This window comes from Curtobacterium sp. SORGH_AS_0776 (genome assembly GCF_031453355.1).
Lineage (GTDB): Bacteria > Actinomycetota > Actinomycetes > Actinomycetales > Microbacteriaceae > Curtobacterium.
On record NZ_JAVIYU010000001.1, the window covers coordinates 19,973 to 35,563 of the forward strand.

Annotated in this window: 17 protein-coding genes; 9 read left to right on the forward strand and 8 right to left on the reverse strand. The window is 72.6% G+C overall.

The features are described from left to right. Positions 1–4: 4 nt before the first annotated feature. The 5 genes from QE359_RS00085 to QE359_RS00105 form a co-directional block, all read right to left on the reverse strand. Positions 5–676, reverse strand: a complete 672-nt coding sequence (locus QE359_RS00085) for a DUF4166 domain-containing protein (RefSeq protein ID WP_309776692.1) — start codon at positions 674–676, stop codon at positions 5–7. Beyond that, entirely contained in the window at positions 673–1,302 is a 630-nt protein-coding gene (locus QE359_RS00090) for an SRPBCC family protein (RefSeq protein ID WP_309776694.1), read from the reverse strand. Before QE359_RS00090 ends, QE359_RS00085 begins: the two co-directional genes overlap by 4 nt. Before the next feature lie 228 nt (positions 1,303–1,530). Then, positions 1,531–3,150 carry a hypothetical protein gene (locus QE359_RS00095; protein WP_309776695.1) on the reverse strand — a complete coding sequence of 540 codons (1,620 nt, stop codon included), beginning with the start codon at positions 3,148–3,150 and terminating at the stop codon, positions 1,531–1,533. Positions 3,151–3,152: 2 nt separating this feature from the next. Beyond that, positions 3,153–4,079: a carbohydrate ABC transporter permease gene (locus QE359_RS00100; protein WP_309776697.1), complete on the reverse strand. Its 927-nt coding sequence runs from the start codon at positions 4,077–4,079 to the stop codon at positions 3,153–3,155. Further along, entirely contained in the window at positions 4,076–5,089 is a 1,014-nt protein-coding gene (locus QE359_RS00105; protein ID WP_254790898.1) for a sugar ABC transporter permease, read from the reverse strand. Before QE359_RS00105 ends, QE359_RS00100 begins: the two co-directional genes overlap by 4 nt. A gap of 157 nt (positions 5,090–5,246) precedes the next feature. Between QE359_RS00105 and QE359_RS00110 the strand changes: the two genes are divergently transcribed. The 5 genes from QE359_RS00110 (at position 5,247) to QE359_RS00130 (ending at position 9,638) form a co-directional block, all read left to right on the forward strand. After that, on the forward strand, positions 5,247–6,269 hold the full coding sequence (locus QE359_RS00110; RefSeq protein WP_309776698.1) for a Gfo/Idh/MocA family oxidoreductase: 1,023 nt from the start codon (positions 5,247–5,249) through the stop codon (positions 6,267–6,269). After that, positions 6,266–7,291, forward strand: coding sequence for a Gfo/Idh/MocA family oxidoreductase (locus QE359_RS00115; protein WP_309776699.1), 1,026 nt, complete (start codon positions 6,266–6,268; stop codon positions 7,289–7,291). The genes QE359_RS00110 and QE359_RS00115 overlap by 4 nt, the downstream gene beginning before the upstream one ends. 154 nt (positions 7,292–7,445) lie before the next feature. Continuing rightward, entirely contained in the window at positions 7,446–8,183 is a 738-nt protein-coding gene (locus QE359_RS00120; RefSeq protein WP_309776700.1) for a class I SAM-dependent methyltransferase, read from the forward strand. A gap of 26 nt (positions 8,184–8,209) precedes the next feature. After that, positions 8,210–9,217, forward strand: a complete 1,008-nt coding sequence (locus QE359_RS00125; protein ID WP_309776701.1) for a LacI family DNA-binding transcriptional regulator — start codon at positions 8,210–8,212, stop codon at positions 9,215–9,217. A 34-nt stretch (positions 9,218–9,251) separates the two neighbouring features. Continuing rightward, the gene (locus QE359_RS00130) at positions 9,252–9,638 is read left to right on the forward strand and encodes a VOC family protein (protein WP_309776702.1); all 387 of its coding nucleotides are present in this window, start codon (positions 9,252–9,254) and stop codon (positions 9,636–9,638) included. A 3-nt stretch (positions 9,639–9,641) separates the two neighbouring features. Here the strand turns inward: QE359_RS00130 and QE359_RS00135 are convergent, their stop codons facing one another. Further along, positions 9,642–10,451, reverse strand: coding sequence for an alpha/beta hydrolase (locus tag QE359_RS00135; protein ID WP_309776703.1), 810 nt, complete (start codon positions 10,449–10,451; stop codon positions 9,642–9,644). After that, on the reverse strand, positions 10,448–11,221 hold the full coding sequence (locus tag QE359_RS00140; protein ID WP_309776704.1) for an alpha/beta fold hydrolase: 774 nt from the start codon (positions 11,219–11,221) through the stop codon (positions 10,448–10,450). Before QE359_RS00140 ends, QE359_RS00135 begins: the two co-directional genes overlap by 4 nt. A gap of 89 nt (positions 11,222–11,310) precedes the next feature. On the opposite strand from QE359_RS00140, the gene QE359_RS00145 reads away from it, so the two are divergent. The 3 genes from QE359_RS00145 (at position 11,311) to QE359_RS00155 (ending at position 13,811) form a co-directional block, all read left to right on the forward strand. Continuing rightward, the gene (locus QE359_RS00145) at positions 11,311–11,850 is read left to right on the forward strand and encodes a hypothetical protein (RefSeq protein WP_309776705.1); all 540 of its coding nucleotides are present in this window, start codon (positions 11,311–11,313) and stop codon (positions 11,848–11,850) included. A gap of 16 nt (positions 11,851–11,866) precedes the next feature. Continuing rightward, positions 11,867–12,415, forward strand: coding sequence for a dihydrofolate reductase family protein (locus QE359_RS00150; protein WP_309776706.1), 549 nt, complete (start codon positions 11,867–11,869; stop codon positions 12,413–12,415). A gap of 61 nt (positions 12,416–12,476) precedes the next feature. Further along, positions 12,477–13,811: an NAD(P)/FAD-dependent oxidoreductase gene (locus QE359_RS00155; RefSeq protein WP_229086779.1), complete on the forward strand. Its 1,335-nt coding sequence runs from the start codon at positions 12,477–12,479 to the stop codon at positions 13,809–13,811. A 165-nt stretch (positions 13,812–13,976) separates the two neighbouring features. Here the strand turns inward: QE359_RS00155 and QE359_RS00160 are convergent, their stop codons facing one another. After that, complete coding sequence (locus tag QE359_RS00160) at positions 13,977–14,882, reverse strand: SDR family oxidoreductase (RefSeq protein WP_309776707.1); 906 nt, start codon at positions 14,880–14,882, stop codon at positions 13,977–13,979. Between the two features lie 95 nt (positions 14,883–14,977). Here QE359_RS00160 and QE359_RS00165 point away from each other — a divergent pair, with 95 nt between their 5' ends. Further along, on the forward strand, positions 14,978–15,550 hold the full coding sequence (locus QE359_RS00165) for a TetR/AcrR family transcriptional regulator (RefSeq protein ID WP_070418073.1): 573 nt from the start codon (positions 14,978–14,980) through the stop codon (positions 15,548–15,550). Positions 15,551–15,591: the final 41 nt, after the last annotated feature.

Consider the following 15,591-nt stretch of genomic DNA (forward strand, 5'->3'; position numbering starts at 1 on the left):
GCGGTCAGGTCCGGAGTTCGGTCCGCCGCGGCTTCAACCGCTCGGGGGCGTCAGTCGCCGGCGTCCACTCGCAAGTGAACGTCCCGCGGTAGCCGAACAGGAACCCGAAGACGCGGTTGTGCACCTCGAGGTCGACGTGGAACGCCTGGTCGTCGTCCGACCACCACTCGTGGAGGGTCGCGCGACCGCTGAACAGCATCGGGAAACGGAACGCGATCGGCCCCTCGTAGAACCGCTGCGCGTCCGAGGTCAGCACGAGGCCGCCACGGTCGTCGACGGTGAGGTCGAGGTCCACCGCGAGGTGCTGGTGAGAACCGAGGTAGTCGAGCACCTTGCCGTCGACGAGCACCATCGTGGCGTCGAACCGAGCGGTCCGCCCGGGCTTCGTCGTGTAGGTCCGGACGAACGTCACCGTCTCGCGGCCGTACCGGTCACGGTAGGGGTAGTTCTCGATCGTGAACGGCACGTCCGTCCCGACGTCCGGGACGAGGATGTTCCGCAGTCGCCCGATCTGCAGGAACGGCACGGTCCACCACGGTCCCCGGCGGATCGACGTCATGACGCCGCGGCCGGTGCACGCCTCGGCGGCATCGAGACCGACGCCGAACCTGCGGCGCATCTGCGGGTGCAGCCGCTGGAAGTCGGCGCCGAGCGCCTCCTCGAACACCGAGCTCATCGGTCGCCTCCCGGGTCGGGCAGCGCTGCCAGGGTGGCGGGCGCGTCGTGCAGCTGGTCGCCTCGCCGGGTGCCCCCGACGGGTGCGCGGCGGGTCCTGGAGGCGCGGGGCCGGTCCCGCCGCCACGGCTGCAGCACCGAGGTGAGCGGCCAGGCCTCCGGCTCGGCCCCGCCTTCCAGCCAGATCCGGAGCCGGTCGAAGCTCCACGCGGTCGCCCAGCCGAGGAGCGGCCGGACCACCAGGTCGAGCGGCCCCCAGCCGGAGTCGTAGTCGTAGCCGGTGACGAACCGGGTGCGCCCGTCGTCGGTCGGGACGTACCGCCAGTAGCCGCGGCCGGCGCGGATCGGCGACAGCCGGTCGTCGGTCGCGAACCGCAGTGCCGACGTGCGGGTGCCGTCCGCCCGCCGTCGCTCGCCGATGCTCACGCCGGTGCCGTGCACGTCGTGCACCGGGGAGCGCCGGACGTACGTGAAGCGGGCGGCACCGTCGGTGTCCGCCGGTTCCGGGACGATCTCGGAGAAGCGGACGTCCCACCGGACGTGCTGCTCGGGGTCCTGCGTCGCCGCCCACACCCGGTCGACGTCGGCGTCGATGACCGTCTCGACGGAGATGCCGCGCTTCCCCACAGGGCTGAGCGTAGGGCACGGAGCGCGCCGGGTTCGGGCAATCCGCGCGACCTGTGACCGTTCCGGTTCGTGATCCCCGGGTTCCGCGGACCGGAACGGTCACGACCGGAGGCGGATGCGGACGTCCGTGGCCCGGCGCGGGGTCCGGTCGGGGGTGGGCGCGCCGGTTTGCGGGACGGGAGGCGCGGGGCGGGGCCGACCCGCGCCTCCCGTCCGTCAGCAGCTGCGTCAGGCGGCGCGCGCCTCCAGCGCCTGCTCGTACTCGCGGCGGATCGCGTCGCCGCCCCGGCGGCGCCAGTCGCGCACGGTCGCCCGCCACGACGAGACCTTCGCCCGCCCGAGCAGCACGTCGTTGATCGCGTTCGTCGCGAACGTGCCGACCGCCGGTCCCTTCGTCGAGTTCGTCGGCGAGTACAGGCCGTAGGCGGGGTTCGGCAGGCCGCGGTCGAGCCAGGACGCCAGCGATTCGTACACGGTGTCGGTCATGGTCGGGTTGCCCGCGTAGTAGAGCGGCAGCGGGCACTCGGTGAAGTACTGCAGCGGGAACTCGCCGAGCGCGGTCTCGCTGTTGCCGGTCTTCGTCAGGACCGGGGCGCCGTCGCGGTACTCGAAGTCGCGCCCCTCGATGCCGAACTTGCGGTACGTCCAGGCCTCGGTGCCGAACGGGGAGGCGCACCAGTTCAGGACCTCGAGGAGCATCCGCACCCGGGACTCGGAGCCGGCGGCCACGGACGTGATCGTGTTGTTCGGATCGCCCAACCAGGGCTTCGCAGCGCCTCCGGACGGTCCGACGAACGGGGCGATCGTCAGCTCGAACCCGGAGCCGGGCGTGGCCTGCTGCAGGAGTCCCGGGATCGCGCTGTACGTGTCGGACAGCATCAGCGCGGAGCCCTGCACGAACCAGACCTTGCCGTTGTAGGCCGTGACGCTGTCGGGGTGGACGAGGTCCTCGGCGATGAGCCGGCGCGACACGTCGAGGAGCTCCACGTACTCCTCGAGCTCGTACATGTGGGTGAGCCGCCCGCCCTGCTCCTGCCACTGGTTCGGCAGGCCGAGCATCGGCGCGAGGATGCTCGTCGGCACCGAGGCCAGGGCCCAGCGGTTCGCGTGCGGGTCGGAGACCTGCCGGCAGAGCTGCACGAACTCGTCGACGCTCGAGAACGACGGGTCGACGCCGAGCCGCTCGAAGCGGTCCTGGCGGCGGTGCAGCGCCTGCGAGGTCAGCGGCCCCCGCGGCACCGGGACGCCGTAGATGCCGCCCGAGAACACCGTCCCGCGCCACGACGCGGTCGGCAGGTTCGCCAGGTACGGGTAGTCGCGGACGCCGCTGCCGGAGAGGTACGGGCTGAGGTCGGCGGCCTTCGCCTCGAGGAACTGCGGCAGGTACGAGAACGCCTGGTTGATCGTGAAGACGTCGCCGAGGGTGTCGCCCGCGACCTGGGTGGCGAACTTGTTGCCGAAGTCCGCGTTCGGGGTGATCGTCAGGTCGAGGTCGATCCCCATCCGCTCGTCGAGGCCCTGCCAGTACGGGTTGCTCCCCTTCGGCGGCGGGACGGGCGAGTTGGTGGGCACGCTGCCGTGCACGGTCGAACCGTCACCGGGCTTGCCCCTGGTCGGCACGAGCGTCGCCGGGATCTTCCGGAAGGCGCTCGGCATGAGCGGGCTCGTCTTCGGCAGGACGGGCTCGGGGCCGCCGGTCCACGGGACGTAGTCCGGCAGCTGGACGGCCTTGTTGATGGCCCGGACGTCGGTGGACCGGGTCACGGTCGAGCAGCTGGCCAGGAGGGTCGTGGCGGCGATCCCGAGTCCGCCCGCGACGAGCGCGCGGCGGCTGATGGAGGTGGTCATGGTCAGCCCTTCACCGCGCCGGTCAGGACACCCTTGGCGAAGTGCCGCTGCAGGAACGGGTAGACGATGAGGATCGGCACGATCGAGACGACGAGGATCGCCATCTGGATCGAGGCCTGCGGGGGCAGCGCGTCGGAGGACGTGCCGAGGTCGGCGCCGCCGAGCTGCGCGTTGTTGATGACGTAGGTGCGCAGCACGAGCTGGAGCGGCCACTTCGCGGTGTCGTTGATGTAGAGCAGCGCGTTGAAGAAGGCGTTCCAGTAGCCGACCGCGTAGAACAGGCCGATCACGGCGAGGACGGCCTTGGACAGCGGGAGCACGATCCGCCAGAAGACCTGGAAGTCGCCGGCGCCGTCGATGCGGGCGGACTCGATGAGCTCTTTCGGGATCGCCATGAAGAACGACCGCATCACGATGACGTTGAACGCGCTGAGGGCCGTCGGGAGGATCAGCGCCCAGTACGAGTCGAGCAGCCCGAACTCCTTCACGACGAGGTAGTTCGGGATGAGCCCGGGCGCGAACAGCAGGCTGACCAGCACGAGGCTCAGGACGATCCCGGAGCCGTACGACCCCGGACGGCTCAGGGCGTAGGCGAGCATCGCGCTGACGAACAGGCTGATGAGCGTCCCGACGACGGTGATCCCGATGCTGACGAGCATCGCGCGGGTGACGACGCCGCCGGCGAAGATGCTCTGGTACGCGCCGAGGTCGAGTCCCTGCGGCCACATCACGAACCCGCCGGCGTCGTTCACCTGGGCGACGGGCGCGAGGCTGGTCGACACGATGCCGACGAACGGCAGGATGACGACGAGGCAGATCACGAGCAGGACGAACCCGGTGAGCAGCCGTCCGGGCAGCGGGGGCACGTCCGGGCCACCGCGGCGGCGCTTCTTCGTCCGGGGGACGGTCACGGTGTGCGTGGCGGTCACTTCGCCTCCTTCTGGTAGACGCCCGCTTCGCCGAAGACGTGCGCGAGCTTGTTGGCGCCGAGGACGAGCAGGACGCCGACGACGCCCTTCACGAGCCCGACCGCTGCGGCGACGCCCCACTGCCCGCCGAGCACGCCGTTGTTGTAGACGTAGGTGTCGAGGACCTCGCTCGCGGCCCGGCCGACGGCCTGCTGCTGCAGGAGGATCTGCTCGAACCCGACGGTCAGGGAGTCGCCGAGCCGGAGGATGAGCAGCAGGATGATGATGCCGCGCATGCCGGGCAGCGTGACGTGCCAGAGCTGCCGCCAGCGACTCGCGCCGTCCATCTTCGCGGCCTCGTACAGGCTCGCGTCGATCTGGCTGAGGACCGCGAGGAACAGGATCGTCGCCCACCCGGTGTCCTTCCAGATCACCTGGCTGGTCAGCAGGGCGATGAACCCGTTCGGGTTGCCGAGGAAGTCGATCGCGTCACCGCCGGCCGCGCGGATGGCGTTGTTCACGAGTCCGGAGCCGCCGAGGATCTGCTGGAACACCGCGACCACGATCACCCACGACAGGAAGTGCGGCAGGTACAGCACCGACTGCACGACCTGCTTGATCCGCTCGGAGAGCAGCGAGTTGAGCATGAGCGCGAGGATGATCGGCGCGGGGAAGACGAACACGACCTGCACGAGCGTGATGAGCAGCGTGTTGCCGAGGGCGCGGAGGAACTCGGGGTCGCCGTCGAAGATGACGGAGAAGTTCTCGACGCCGACCCAGGGGCTGCGGCCGAGCGGCACGAAGGGCAGGTACTCCTGGAACGCGATGAGGTTCCCGAGCAGCGGCAGGTAGTGGAACCCGAGCAGGAGCGCGACGCCGGGCAGGCCCATGAGCAGGAGGACGCGGTCACGGCGGATCCGCTGCCACGTGCTGCGCCGACGGAGCCCGGGGTCGGGTGGTGGTGCCGCTCCCGGGTCGCGCTGTGCAGCGGTCCTCGTGCGGTTCGTCGCACGGTCGTCGAGCTTCGTCACTCGGTGGCCCCCTCCGTTGGATTCCTGGAGCGACCCTGGCGGTGACGGCAACCGTGCGGCAACCCGTTGCCAAACGTTTCCATCGTTGTAACGGTCCATCGGGACGAAGCCGGGTCGCATCGCCGCACTGCGTTCGGCGGACCTCTACGCTGGCTCCATGACGCTGCAGTCAGCACCCCGACCACGCCGGCGGATCGGACTCGTTGGCGCCGGCGGCATCGCGGTCGCGCACGTCCCCGGGCTCCTCCGCCTGGGCGACCTCGTCGTGCACTCGAAGGACGGTGCGCCCGCGCTCGCCGCCGCCTTCGCGGCCGAGGCCGCACGGGTCGGCAGCACGATCACCGTCGCCGACTCGCTCGACGAGCTGCTCGCCGCGGTCGACGTCGTCGACGTGGTCGTCCCGACACCGGCCCACGCCACCGTCGTCCGCGCGGCACTCGCGGCGGGCAGGCACGTCGTCTCCGAGAAGCCCCTCGCCCGCACCGACGCCGACGCCGACGACCTCGTCGCCCGGGCGGCGGACGCGGGCCTGCAGCTCTACCCGGCGCACGTCGTCCGCTGGTTCCCCGCGTACCGGCGCCTGCACGAGGCCGTCACCACGGGCCTCCTGGGCGACCTCGCCGTCCTGCGCTTCTCCCGCTCCGGGGCGTTCCCGACCAGAGTCGCGTGGTTCGGCGACCGGGCGCAGTCCGGCGGCATCGTGATGGACCAGATGATCCACGACCTCGACATCGCCCGCTGGGTCGCCGGCCCGGTCACCCGGGTGTCCGCCGTCACCGTCCGCACGGGCGACGACGAGCACCCGGTCGAGGCCGCGCACGTCCTCCTCACGCACGCGTCCGGCGCGATCAGCCACGTCGCCGGACTCTGGGGACCACCGCACCTGGCCTTCAGCACGGAGTACTCGGTGACCGGCACGCTCGGCAGCCTGTCGCACTCGTCCCTCGCCGAGGAGGACACCCACGCCGACCTCGCGACCCCGACCGCCGTCGACGGGTTCCTTCCGGCCGTCGACCCCGCGGAGGACCCGTACGCCCTCGAGCTCGCGGACTTCGTCGCCGCGTTCGACGGCGGGCCGTTCCCCCGCGTCAGTGCGGCGGACGGTGCCGTCGCGGTGCGCCTCGCGAACGCCGCCCTGGCGTCGATCGAGTCCGGGCAACCCGTGGAGGTGACGCTGTGACCCTCCGCGTCGGCGTCCTGTCCTTCGCCCACACGCACGCTATCGGGTACCTCTCGGCGCTCGCCGCGATGCCCGACGTCGAGGTGCGCGGGACGGACCCCGGCGGCGTCTCGACCGGCACGACCCTCGGCGAACTCCGCGGCGCCGACCTCACCGGAGCGCTCGGCGTCGACCACGCCGACACGGTCGACGACCTCCTCGCCTGGGGACCGGACGCCGTCGTGGTCACCAGCGAGAACGCGCGGCACCGCGAGTTCGTCGAACGCGCAGCCGCCGCCGGCGCACACGTGCTCTGCGAGAAGCCGCTCGCCACCTCGTGGGAGGACGGCCTCGCGATCCGCGACGCCGTGCAGCGCGCCGGGGTCACGCTGATGATGGCCTACCCGGTGCGGTTCGCGTCGGCGTTCGACCGGTTGCGGGCCACGCACGCGTCGGGTGCGCTCGGCACGGTGTTCTCGGTCCGCGGCGCGAACAACGGCATGCTGCCGCTCACGCGCGACTGGTTCACCGACCCGGCGCTGAGCGGCGGCGGTGCGATCGTCGACCACGTCGTGCACGTCGCCGACCTCGTCGACGGGCTGACCGGCGCGCGACCGGTGTCCGTCACCGCCGTCGCGAACCGCGTGCTGCACGCCGAGCGCGCACGGGCCGAGACGGCCGGGCTCGTGACGGTGACCTACGACACCGGGATGGTCGTCGCGATCGACTGCTCGTGGAGCCGCCCGGACACGGCGCCGGCGTGGGGCGGCCTGACGCTCGACGTCGCGGGGACGGGCGGCACGGTGTCGGTCGACTTCTTCGGCGCGGCGGCCAGGGGGCTCGACGCGGTGGGCGGCCGGCCGATCGAACTGCGGTACGGGGCGGACCACGACGTGCCGATGCTGCGGACGTTCCTCGACGCGGTGCGGGACGGCGCGCAGCCCCAGCCCGACGTGCAGGTCGGGTTGCGGACGCTGTCGATCGTCCTCGCGGCGCAGGAGTCGGTGCGGACCGGCAGGACGGTGCCCGTCCCGACGGCGTGAGCGACGCGTCGCCCGGCGACCCCACTGCGGACGGGAGGCGCGTGGCGGCCCCGACCCGCGCCTCCAGTCCGTCACACGGCCGGCCGGGAGGCGCGCGACCGGCCCGACCCGCCCCTCCGGTCCGCCACCCGGCCGGGCGGGGCATGCTGGACGCATGACGCTCGAGGAGTACGCCAACTCGTTCGGAGCCGCTGCCGATGCGTACGAGCGCGGACGGCCGGGGTACCCGGACGCGGCGGTCGACTGGCTCCTGCCGGCGGACGCCCGACTCGTGGCCGACGTCGGCGCGGGGACCGGCAAGTTCACGCGGAGCCTCGTCGGACGCGCCGCCGAGGTCGTCGCCGTCGAACCGGACCCGGCGATGCGCGACCGGCTCACCGCGGTGCTGCCCGACGTGCGGGCGCTCGCGGGGACCGGCGAGTCGATCCCCCTGGCCGACGGGAGCGCCGACGCCGTGACCTTCGCGCAGGCGTGGCACTGGGTCGACCCGGTGCGGGGGTCGCAGGAGGCGGCCCGGGTCCTCCGCCCCGGCGGCGTCCTCGGCCTGGTGTGGAACGTCCGCGACGAGACCCGGCCCTGGTCCGCCCGGATCAGCGCGATCCTGTCCCAGCCCGAGTCGCGGGCGAGCGTCCAGAGCGCGCCGGTCGTCGGAGCACCGTTCGACGACGGCGCCGTCGAGCACGAGCGGTTCCCGTGGGTGCACGAGCAGGACCGGTCGGCGTTCCTCGACATGGTCGCCTCCCGCAGCTACGTCATCGTGCTGCCGCCGAACGAGCGCACCGCCCTCCTCGACCGGGTGCGGCGCGTGCTCGACGACGATCCGGAGACCGCCGGGAGCGAGACCGTCCCCGTCGGCTACACCACGTACGTGCACCGGTACGTGCGTCCCTGAGCCGCAGCCGCGCTACGCTCGTGGCGATGCGCGCGACCGTGCGGGACGTGGCTGCCCTCGCCGGGGTGTCGCCGAAGACCGTCTCCAACGTCATCAACGGCGGTGTCGTGGTGCGCCCGGAGACCCGCGCACGGGTCGAGCAGGCACTCGCCGAGCTCGACTACGTACCGAACCTGTCCGCCCGGGGGCTGCGCAACGGACGCTCGGGTGCGATCGCCCTGACGCTCCCCGAGATGGCCAGCGCCTACTCGGCCGAGCTCGCGCAGTGGTTCGTCGAGCTCTCGCGGGAGCGCGGCTGGACCGTGCAGCTCGACCAGACCGCGAACGACCCCGCCCGCGAGCGTGACCTCGTCTCGCGTGCCCGGGCGCACCTCGTCGACGGGCTGATCCTCAACCCGGTGTCGCTCAGCGCGAGCGTCCTCGCCTCGACCGAGGGGCTGCCCCCGACCGTCGTCATCGGCGAGGTGGAGCCCGAGCACGTCGACCAGGTGCACGTCGACAGCCGTGCCGCGGCCGAGCAGGTGACGTCGTACCTCGTCGGACGGGGCCACCGTCGGATCGCGATCGTCGGTGCCGCCCGTGACGTCGAGGCCACCGCGACGAGCGAGCTGCGGGAGCGCGGGTACCTCGCGGGCCTCGCGGCAGCGGGCATCGGTGCGGACCCGGAGCTGCGGGTCCCGCTGCCGGCGTGGTCGACCAGTGCAGCGGCGTCGGCGTTCGCGGCGTGGCTCGACGAGCACTCGCTGCCCGACGCGGTGTTCGCCTTCACCGACTCGATCGCGTTCGGGGTGCTGCACGTCCTCGCCGCGCGTGGTGTGCGGGTCCCCGAGCAGGTGAGCGTGATCGGGTTCGACGACGTCGACGGGGCCGCGTACGCGATCCCCGCGCTGAGCACGGTGTCGTTCGACCGACGGGCGTTCGCGACGGCGGCGCTCGACCTGCTCACCCGGCGGATCGAGGACCGCGAGGCTCCGCCCGAGACCGTCGTGGTGCCGCACCGGATCGTCGAGCGCGCGAGCGTGGCCACGCGCTGACCGGGGCGCGCGGCGCGGGCGTACGCTCCGCCGCATGACCGCTGCTGACCCGTCGATGCCGACGCTCGCCGCCACCGTGCTGCAGTCGCCGGACCCCCTCGCGCTCGCCCGGTTCTACGGCGCGCTGACCGGCTGGACCGTCCACGAGGACGACCCGACCTGGGCCCGCATCCGCCCCGAGGACGGCCCGGGCCTCTCCGTGCAGTTCGAACCCGCCTACGTGGCGCCCACGTGGCCCGGCACCGAGGACGCCCCCGGCATGCAGCTGCACCTCGACTTCCAGGTGGAGGACCTGCCGGCGGCGGTGACCCGGGCGGAGGGACTCGGCGCTCGTCAGGCGGCGTTCCAGCCGCAGGAGGACGTCCGCGTGCTGCTCGACCCCGACGGACACCCGTTCTGCCTGTTCCTGCCGGGCGCCTAGGGCTCAGGCCGGGGTCGGGCCAGGCAGGGGCTCGGCCGGGGTCGGGCCGGAGCTCGGCCGGGGCTCGACCGGGGCCTGGTGGTCCGGATCCGCCGCCGCCAGCACCGCCGCACGCGTCCGCGGGTCGCCGAGGATGCGGAAGTGCCCGCCGACCGGGACCCGCACGTTCGTCGCGCCGGCGAGCGCACTGCCCTCGGGGATGAGCGTGTCGAAGACGCCGTACACGCTGGTGATCCGGGCGTTCGCGTCGAGCTCCCGTGCGAGGCCGGCGAGCACCGGGTCGCTCGACCGGAAGGCCCGCAGGTGCCGGACGGGTGCGAGCCGCGCGTACCCGGAGCCCGCGAACGGCGTCGACACCGCCACCATGCGGTCGATCCGCGCGTGGTCGTCGAGGCGCGTCATCGCGTACTTCCCGATCAGCCCGCCCTTGCTGTGCGCGACGAGCAGGACGTCGCGGAGGTCGTGCTCGTCGAGGTAGGCGAGCACCTCCGCCGCGGACTCCGGCACCGGTCGCAGGTTGTGCCGCAGCACCGGCAGCACGTGCACGGGGTGTCCGCGGTCGTGCAGGGCGTCCATGAGCGGACGCATGAAGTGCCAGGTCTCGTAGACGCCGGGCACGACGACGACGGGCTGGCCGTCGCCGCTCCGGTAGTCGTCGGCGGTGGTCGGCCCGAGGCTCCGCACCTGCCAGCGGATCGCGTACCACCAGTCGAGGACGGCCCACCGGGTGCGGCGGAGCAGGGAGACGCGGACGGGAGGCGCGGTGCGGTCCGTGCGCGTCCCGTCCATCCCCGACGTGGTCGCGTCGGTCACCGCAGCCCCTCGAGGGTCTGCACGCGGCGGAACTCCCCCACGAGCCGCGCGAACGCCACCGGATGGCGCTCCTGCACGTGGTGCGGCCCCGGCAGCTCGACGAACGCGCCGCGCGGGGCGGTGGCGGCGACCCGGGCGGACCAGTCGTGGCGTGCGATCGGGTCCTCGGTGCCACGGACGACGAGCACCGGCTGCGCGAGCTCGGCGACGGTGTCCTCGAGGCGGTAGCGGAGCATCGGTCGGAGTTCGGGCACGTACTGCCGCACGCTCCGCAGGTAGTCGGTCACGAGGACGGCGTTCATCCGGGCGCCCTCGACGAAGCCGTCCCGCCCGAGGTCGAGCGCCTGCGTGAGCAGTCGGCGACGACCGGCGGCGATGACCGGACCGACGAGCACGACCGAGGCGACGGCGTCCGGGTGCCGACGGGCCGCCTCGGCGACGACCTGCGTCCCCATCGACTGCCCGACGAGCACGAGGTCCCCGGCCCCGCGGGACCGCACGGCGCGGACGACGAGGTCCCCGAGTTCCGTCATGGTGAGGCGCCGGCCGGACGCCGGGAGCCCGCCGAAGCCCGGCAGGTCGACGCTCACGGTCCGGTGCGTCGCGGCGAGCGCCCGCTGCGATCGTGCGAACGACCGGTGCGACATCCCGATGCCGTGCACGAGCACGACCGTCGGGGCGACGGCGTCGTGCACCCTGCCGGCCGGCGCGAGGGTGTGCAGGCGCACGGGGAGTCCGTAGATCCGGACGGTCTCGACTCTCGCGCGCACGATGCGAGGCTACGCGGACGGCGCTGTGCACAGTGACGCACCAGCGTCGTCATCGCCCACGCATAGGCGACCGGTCTGTACTCGTCCTCATGACCGAGCGCACCCCCGTGAACCCCGAGTCCCGCGACGGCGTGGACCCCGCTGCCCACCAGCCCACCACGCCGTACCCCGCCAGCCCGGCCGGCTGGGGCGCCGCACCGACGCCCACCTCGACCGCGACGCTCGACGCCCCGGCGCCGGCGCCCGAGCACCCGTACGCGACACCGGCACCCTCCGCGGGCTCGTGGAACCCGGGCGCCCCGAACGGCGCGACGCCCTGGTACGGGTCCGCGGCGACGCCCCGGCGCGGGCGCGGCCCGCGACCGCCGTGGTTCTGGCAGGTGCTGGCCGTCGGGGTCGGCCTCGCGGCACTGCTCGTCGGTGGCGGCATCGGCTTCGCCATCGGACACGCGATCGGCGGCAGCACGAGTCAGTCCACGACGCAGGTGCCGGGCACGAACGGCGGCACGAACCAGTTCCCCGGCGGCGGCACCGGACAGTTCCCGGGCAACGGCACGCAGGGCGGCACCGGGAGCGGCACCGGCACCGGCACCGGGTCGGACACGAGCGGTTCCTCCGCGAACAGCTGAGGGCTACGCTCCGACCATGCGCAAGGTCACCGCTGGACTCTTCACGTCGGTCGACGGCGTCGTGCAGGACCCGTACACCTTCCAGTACGACTCCTTCGACGACGAGCTCGGTGCGGGCATGGGCGCGTTCATGGCCCGCACCGACACCGTCCTCCTCGGCAGGAACAGCTACCTGGAGTGGTCCGAGTGGTGGCCCGCCCACCCCGACGAACCCTTCGGCCAGTGGATCAACCCGATCGAGAAGCACGTGGCGTCCACCACGCTCGGCGACGACCTGGCGTGGGAGAACAGCACCCGGATCACGGGCGACGTGCCGGAGTTCGTCCGCGGGCTGCAGCAGCGGGACGGCGCCGACATCGCGGTGTGCGGCAGCGTCACGCTCGTCCGCAGCCTGTTGTTCGCGGGAGTCCTCGACGAACTGCAGCTCATGGTGCACCCGGCGATCGCCGGCTCGGGCCGCAGGCTCTTCGAACCGACCGACCCGCCCACGCGCCTGCGCTTGGTCGACAGCACCGTGACGAGCAAGGGCAACGTCGTGAGCACCTACGCGCCGCGCGACGCCTGACGGAGGTGCGCAGCGCCTCCAGGCCGTCGAACGACTGTCCGAACCGCGCGTACCCTCGGTGGTGACCATCTCACCATCCGAGGAAGCCGGAGTCAGCATGCCCCAGGACACCCGCCCGCACGTCGTCATCGTCGGCGGTGGATTCGCCGGTGTCGCGGCCATGCGCGAGCTCGCCGACGCACCGGTGCGGGTCACCCTGGTCGACCGCCACGTCTACAACATGTTCCAGCCGCTCATGTACCAGGTGGCGACCGGTGGGCTGAACGCCGGCGACGTGACGTACTTCCTCCGGAGCCTCCGCGCGAAGCAGAGCAACGCCGAGTTCCGGCACGGGCTGCTCACCGGCATCGACCCGGTCGAGCGGGTCGCCGAGATGTCCGACGGCGAGCACCTGCACTACGACTGGCTGATCCTCGCGAACGGCGTGAACACGAGCTACTTCGGCACGCCCGGCGCGTACGAGTACGCCTACTCGATGTACTCCCGCTCGCAGGCGCTCCGCATCCGCGACGAGCTGTTCACCCGCCTCGAGGAAGCCGCCGCCAACCAGGGCCCCGACGAGATCAAGATCGTCATCGTGGGCGGTGGCGCGACCGGCGTGGAGATGGCCGGTGCGCTCGCCGAACTCCGCGACCAGGCCCTCGTCGGCGCGTACCCGGAGATCGAGCGGGGCAACATCTCGATCACCCTCGTGCACCGCAGCGGCGAGCTCCTCAAGCCCTTCGCCCCGCGGCTGCGTCGCTACGCGGCCAAGGTCCTCCGCAAGCGCGGTGTGGTCCTGCGCCTCAACACCGGCGTCTCCGAGGTCAAGCCCGACGGCGTGATGACGGCCGAGGGCGAGTTCATCCCGGCGTCGCAGGTCATCTGGGCGACCGGTGTGGCCGCGCACAAGGAGGTCTCCGGCTGGGGCATGCCGCAGACCCACGGCGGACGCATACAGGTGAACGACGACCTCAGCGTGAAGGGCGTCGAGCGGATCTTCTCCGCCGGTGACATCGCCGCGCAGGACGACGCCCTCGCGCAGCTCGCCCAGCCGGCACTGCAGGGCGGACGGCACTCGGCGCGGCAGATCGTGCGGCTCATGGCGGGCAAGCCGACCGAGCACTTCAAGTACTTCGACAAGGGCACGATGGCGACGATCGGCACGAACGCCGCGGTGGCCCAGCTCCGCGGGGGCATCACGATGGTCGGGCCCGTCGCCTGGGCGGCGTGGGTGGCCGTGCACATCGCGTCGCTGCTCGGCAACGGCAACCGGCTCTCGACGCTGTCGCACTTCTTCGTGCGGTACCTCTGGTTCATGCGGAAGCGGGCGATCCCGATCGTCGGCGACGTCCGGCCCGTGCGGCCGAACGGCGACCGCGAGCCCGAGCCCTGGCAGATGCAGAAGGCGGAGTAGGCGCGCGCGGCCGCCGCGCGGGCGCCCACTTGGTGAGCAGGAATGGTCGGGTCCGGAGACGGGACCCGACCATTTCTGCTCACCAAGCGCGGTGGTCCGGACCGGCGACGGCCTGGAGGCGCGGGGCAGGGCCGCCACGCGCCTCCAGGCCGGTGGTCGGTCGCGCTACGCCACCCGCACGTCGGAGTAGGCGCCGGCGGCGATGTCCTCGAGCAGCCCCGGCCCGGTGGGCTCCCACCCGAGGAGCTCGCGCGTGGCCTCGGACGTCGCCGACATCTCCATGCCGAAGAACTGCCCGATGAACCCGAAGTGCGACAGCGCGTCCTGCGGATCGATCGAGGTCACCGGCAGCCCGAGGGCGACGCCGATGGCCTCGGCGATCGCGCGGGTCGGGATCGCGGTCTCGGCGACGGCGTGCAGCTTCGTGCCCGCGGGTGCCTGCTCGAGCCCGAGCCGGACGAGCCGCGCGGCGTCCGTGACGTGCACGGCCGCCCAGCTGTTGGTGCCGTCGCCGACGTAGCCGGACTCGCCCCGCTCCTGGGCGGCGGCGACGATCGCGGCGATGAACCCGTGGTCGCCGGTGCCGTGTGTGGTCGGGCTGAAGCGGGCCGCGATGGTGCGCACGCCCTGGTCGACGAAGTCGAACCCGCGGTTCTCGCTGCCGCCGCGCATGCTGTCGGGGCCGACGAACGGGCTCGGGTCTGCTTCGGTCGACGGGCGACCCGGGGCGAGGCCGGCGACGCCCGAGGCGACGACGAACGGCCGGTCGGTGCCGACGAGTGCCTCGCCGATGGTCTCGACCGCGGCGCGTTCGCTGGCGTTCGTGGCGGCCGGGTTCGCCCAGTCGTGCTTGTTCGCGAGGTGCAGGACCCCCTCGGACGCGGCGGCCCCGCGGCGGATGGCGTCGAGGTCGTCGAGGTCACCGCGGACGACGGCGACGCCCTTCGCCTCGAGCGCGGCGGCCGACGAGTCGGAGCGGGCGAGGCCGGTGACGGTGTGTCCGGCGGCGAGGAGCTCGTCGACGGTGTGGGAGCCGATCCATCCGGAGGCCCCGGTGACGAACACGTGCATGTGCTTTCCCTTCGCAGGTGTCCACGGCGGTGATGTCATGAACTGACATCACCGTAGCACTCGATGTCAGTCGCTGTCATCAGTAGACTGCGGACATGGCGAGATGGCAACCCGGGACCCGTGAGCGACTGCAGGCCACGGCCCTGCAGCTCTTCGCGGAGCAGGGGTACGACGAGACGACGGTCGCCGAGATCGCCGCCGCGGCCGAGGTCACCGAGCGCACCTTCTTCCGACACTTCGCCGACAAGCGTGAAGTGCTGTTCGCCGGGCAGGACGACTTCCTCGGCATGTTCACCACCCCGATCGAGGCCGCACCCGCCGGCACCCCGCCCTTCGACCTCGTCCGGCTCGCGCTCGACGCCAGCGGCGCGTTCTTCCCCGACGAGCGCCGCCCGTGGTCGCGCGCACGCCAGGGCATCATCGACGGCAACCCCGCACTCGGCGAACGGGAGCTCGGGAAGCTCGCGACCCTGAAGGTCCGACTGGGTGAGGTCCTGCGCGACCGCGGCGTCCCGGAGCCCGCCGCGACCATCGCCGCCGAGACCGCCGTCACCGTGTTCCACCTGTCGTTCGCGCAGTGGATCGCCGACGACGAGGACCGCCCGTTCGCCACCATCGCCCACGAACGGCTCGACGCCCTGACGACCCTGGTGCACCCCGGTCGTTGAGACGGCTCTTACCTTCCGCGAGCATCATGTAACGATCCGGT

Excerpts from the sequence above, each read along its gene's own strand:
- QE359_RS00085 (WP_309776692.1), bottom strand. The coding sequence starts at position 676 with ATGAGCTCGGTGTTCGAGGAGGCGCTCGGCGCCGACTTCCAGCGGCTG.
- QE359_RS00095 (WP_309776695.1), bottom strand. The coding sequence starts at position 3,150 with ATGACCACCTCCATCAGCCGCCGCGCGCTCGTCGCGGGCGGACTCGGG.
- QE359_RS00110 (WP_309776698.1), top strand. The coding sequence starts at position 5,247 with ATGACGCTGCAGTCAGCACCCCGACCACGCCGGCGGATCGGACTCGTT.
- QE359_RS00120 (WP_309776700.1), top strand. The coding sequence starts at position 7,446 with ATGACGCTCGAGGAGTACGCCAACTCGTTCGGAGCCGCTGCCGATGCG.
- QE359_RS00125 (WP_309776701.1), top strand. The coding sequence starts at position 8,210 with ATGCGCGCGACCGTGCGGGACGTGGCTGCCCTCGCCGGGGTGTCGCCG.
- QE359_RS00130 (WP_309776702.1), top strand. The coding sequence starts at position 9,252 with ATGACCGCTGCTGACCCGTCGATGCCGACGCTCGCCGCCACCGTGCTG.
- QE359_RS00145 (WP_309776705.1), top strand. The coding sequence starts at position 11,311 with ATGACCGAGCGCACCCCCGTGAACCCCGAGTCCCGCGACGGCGTGGAC.
- QE359_RS00150 (WP_309776706.1), top strand. The coding sequence starts at position 11,867 with ATGCGCAAGGTCACCGCTGGACTCTTCACGTCGGTCGACGGCGTCGTG.
- QE359_RS00160 (WP_309776707.1), bottom strand. The coding sequence starts at position 14,882 with ATGCACGTGTTCGTCACCGGGGCCTCCGGATGGATCGGCTCCCACACC.
- QE359_RS00165 (WP_070418073.1), top strand. The coding sequence starts at position 14,978 with ATGGCGAGATGGCAACCCGGGACCCGTGAGCGACTGCAGGCCACGGCC.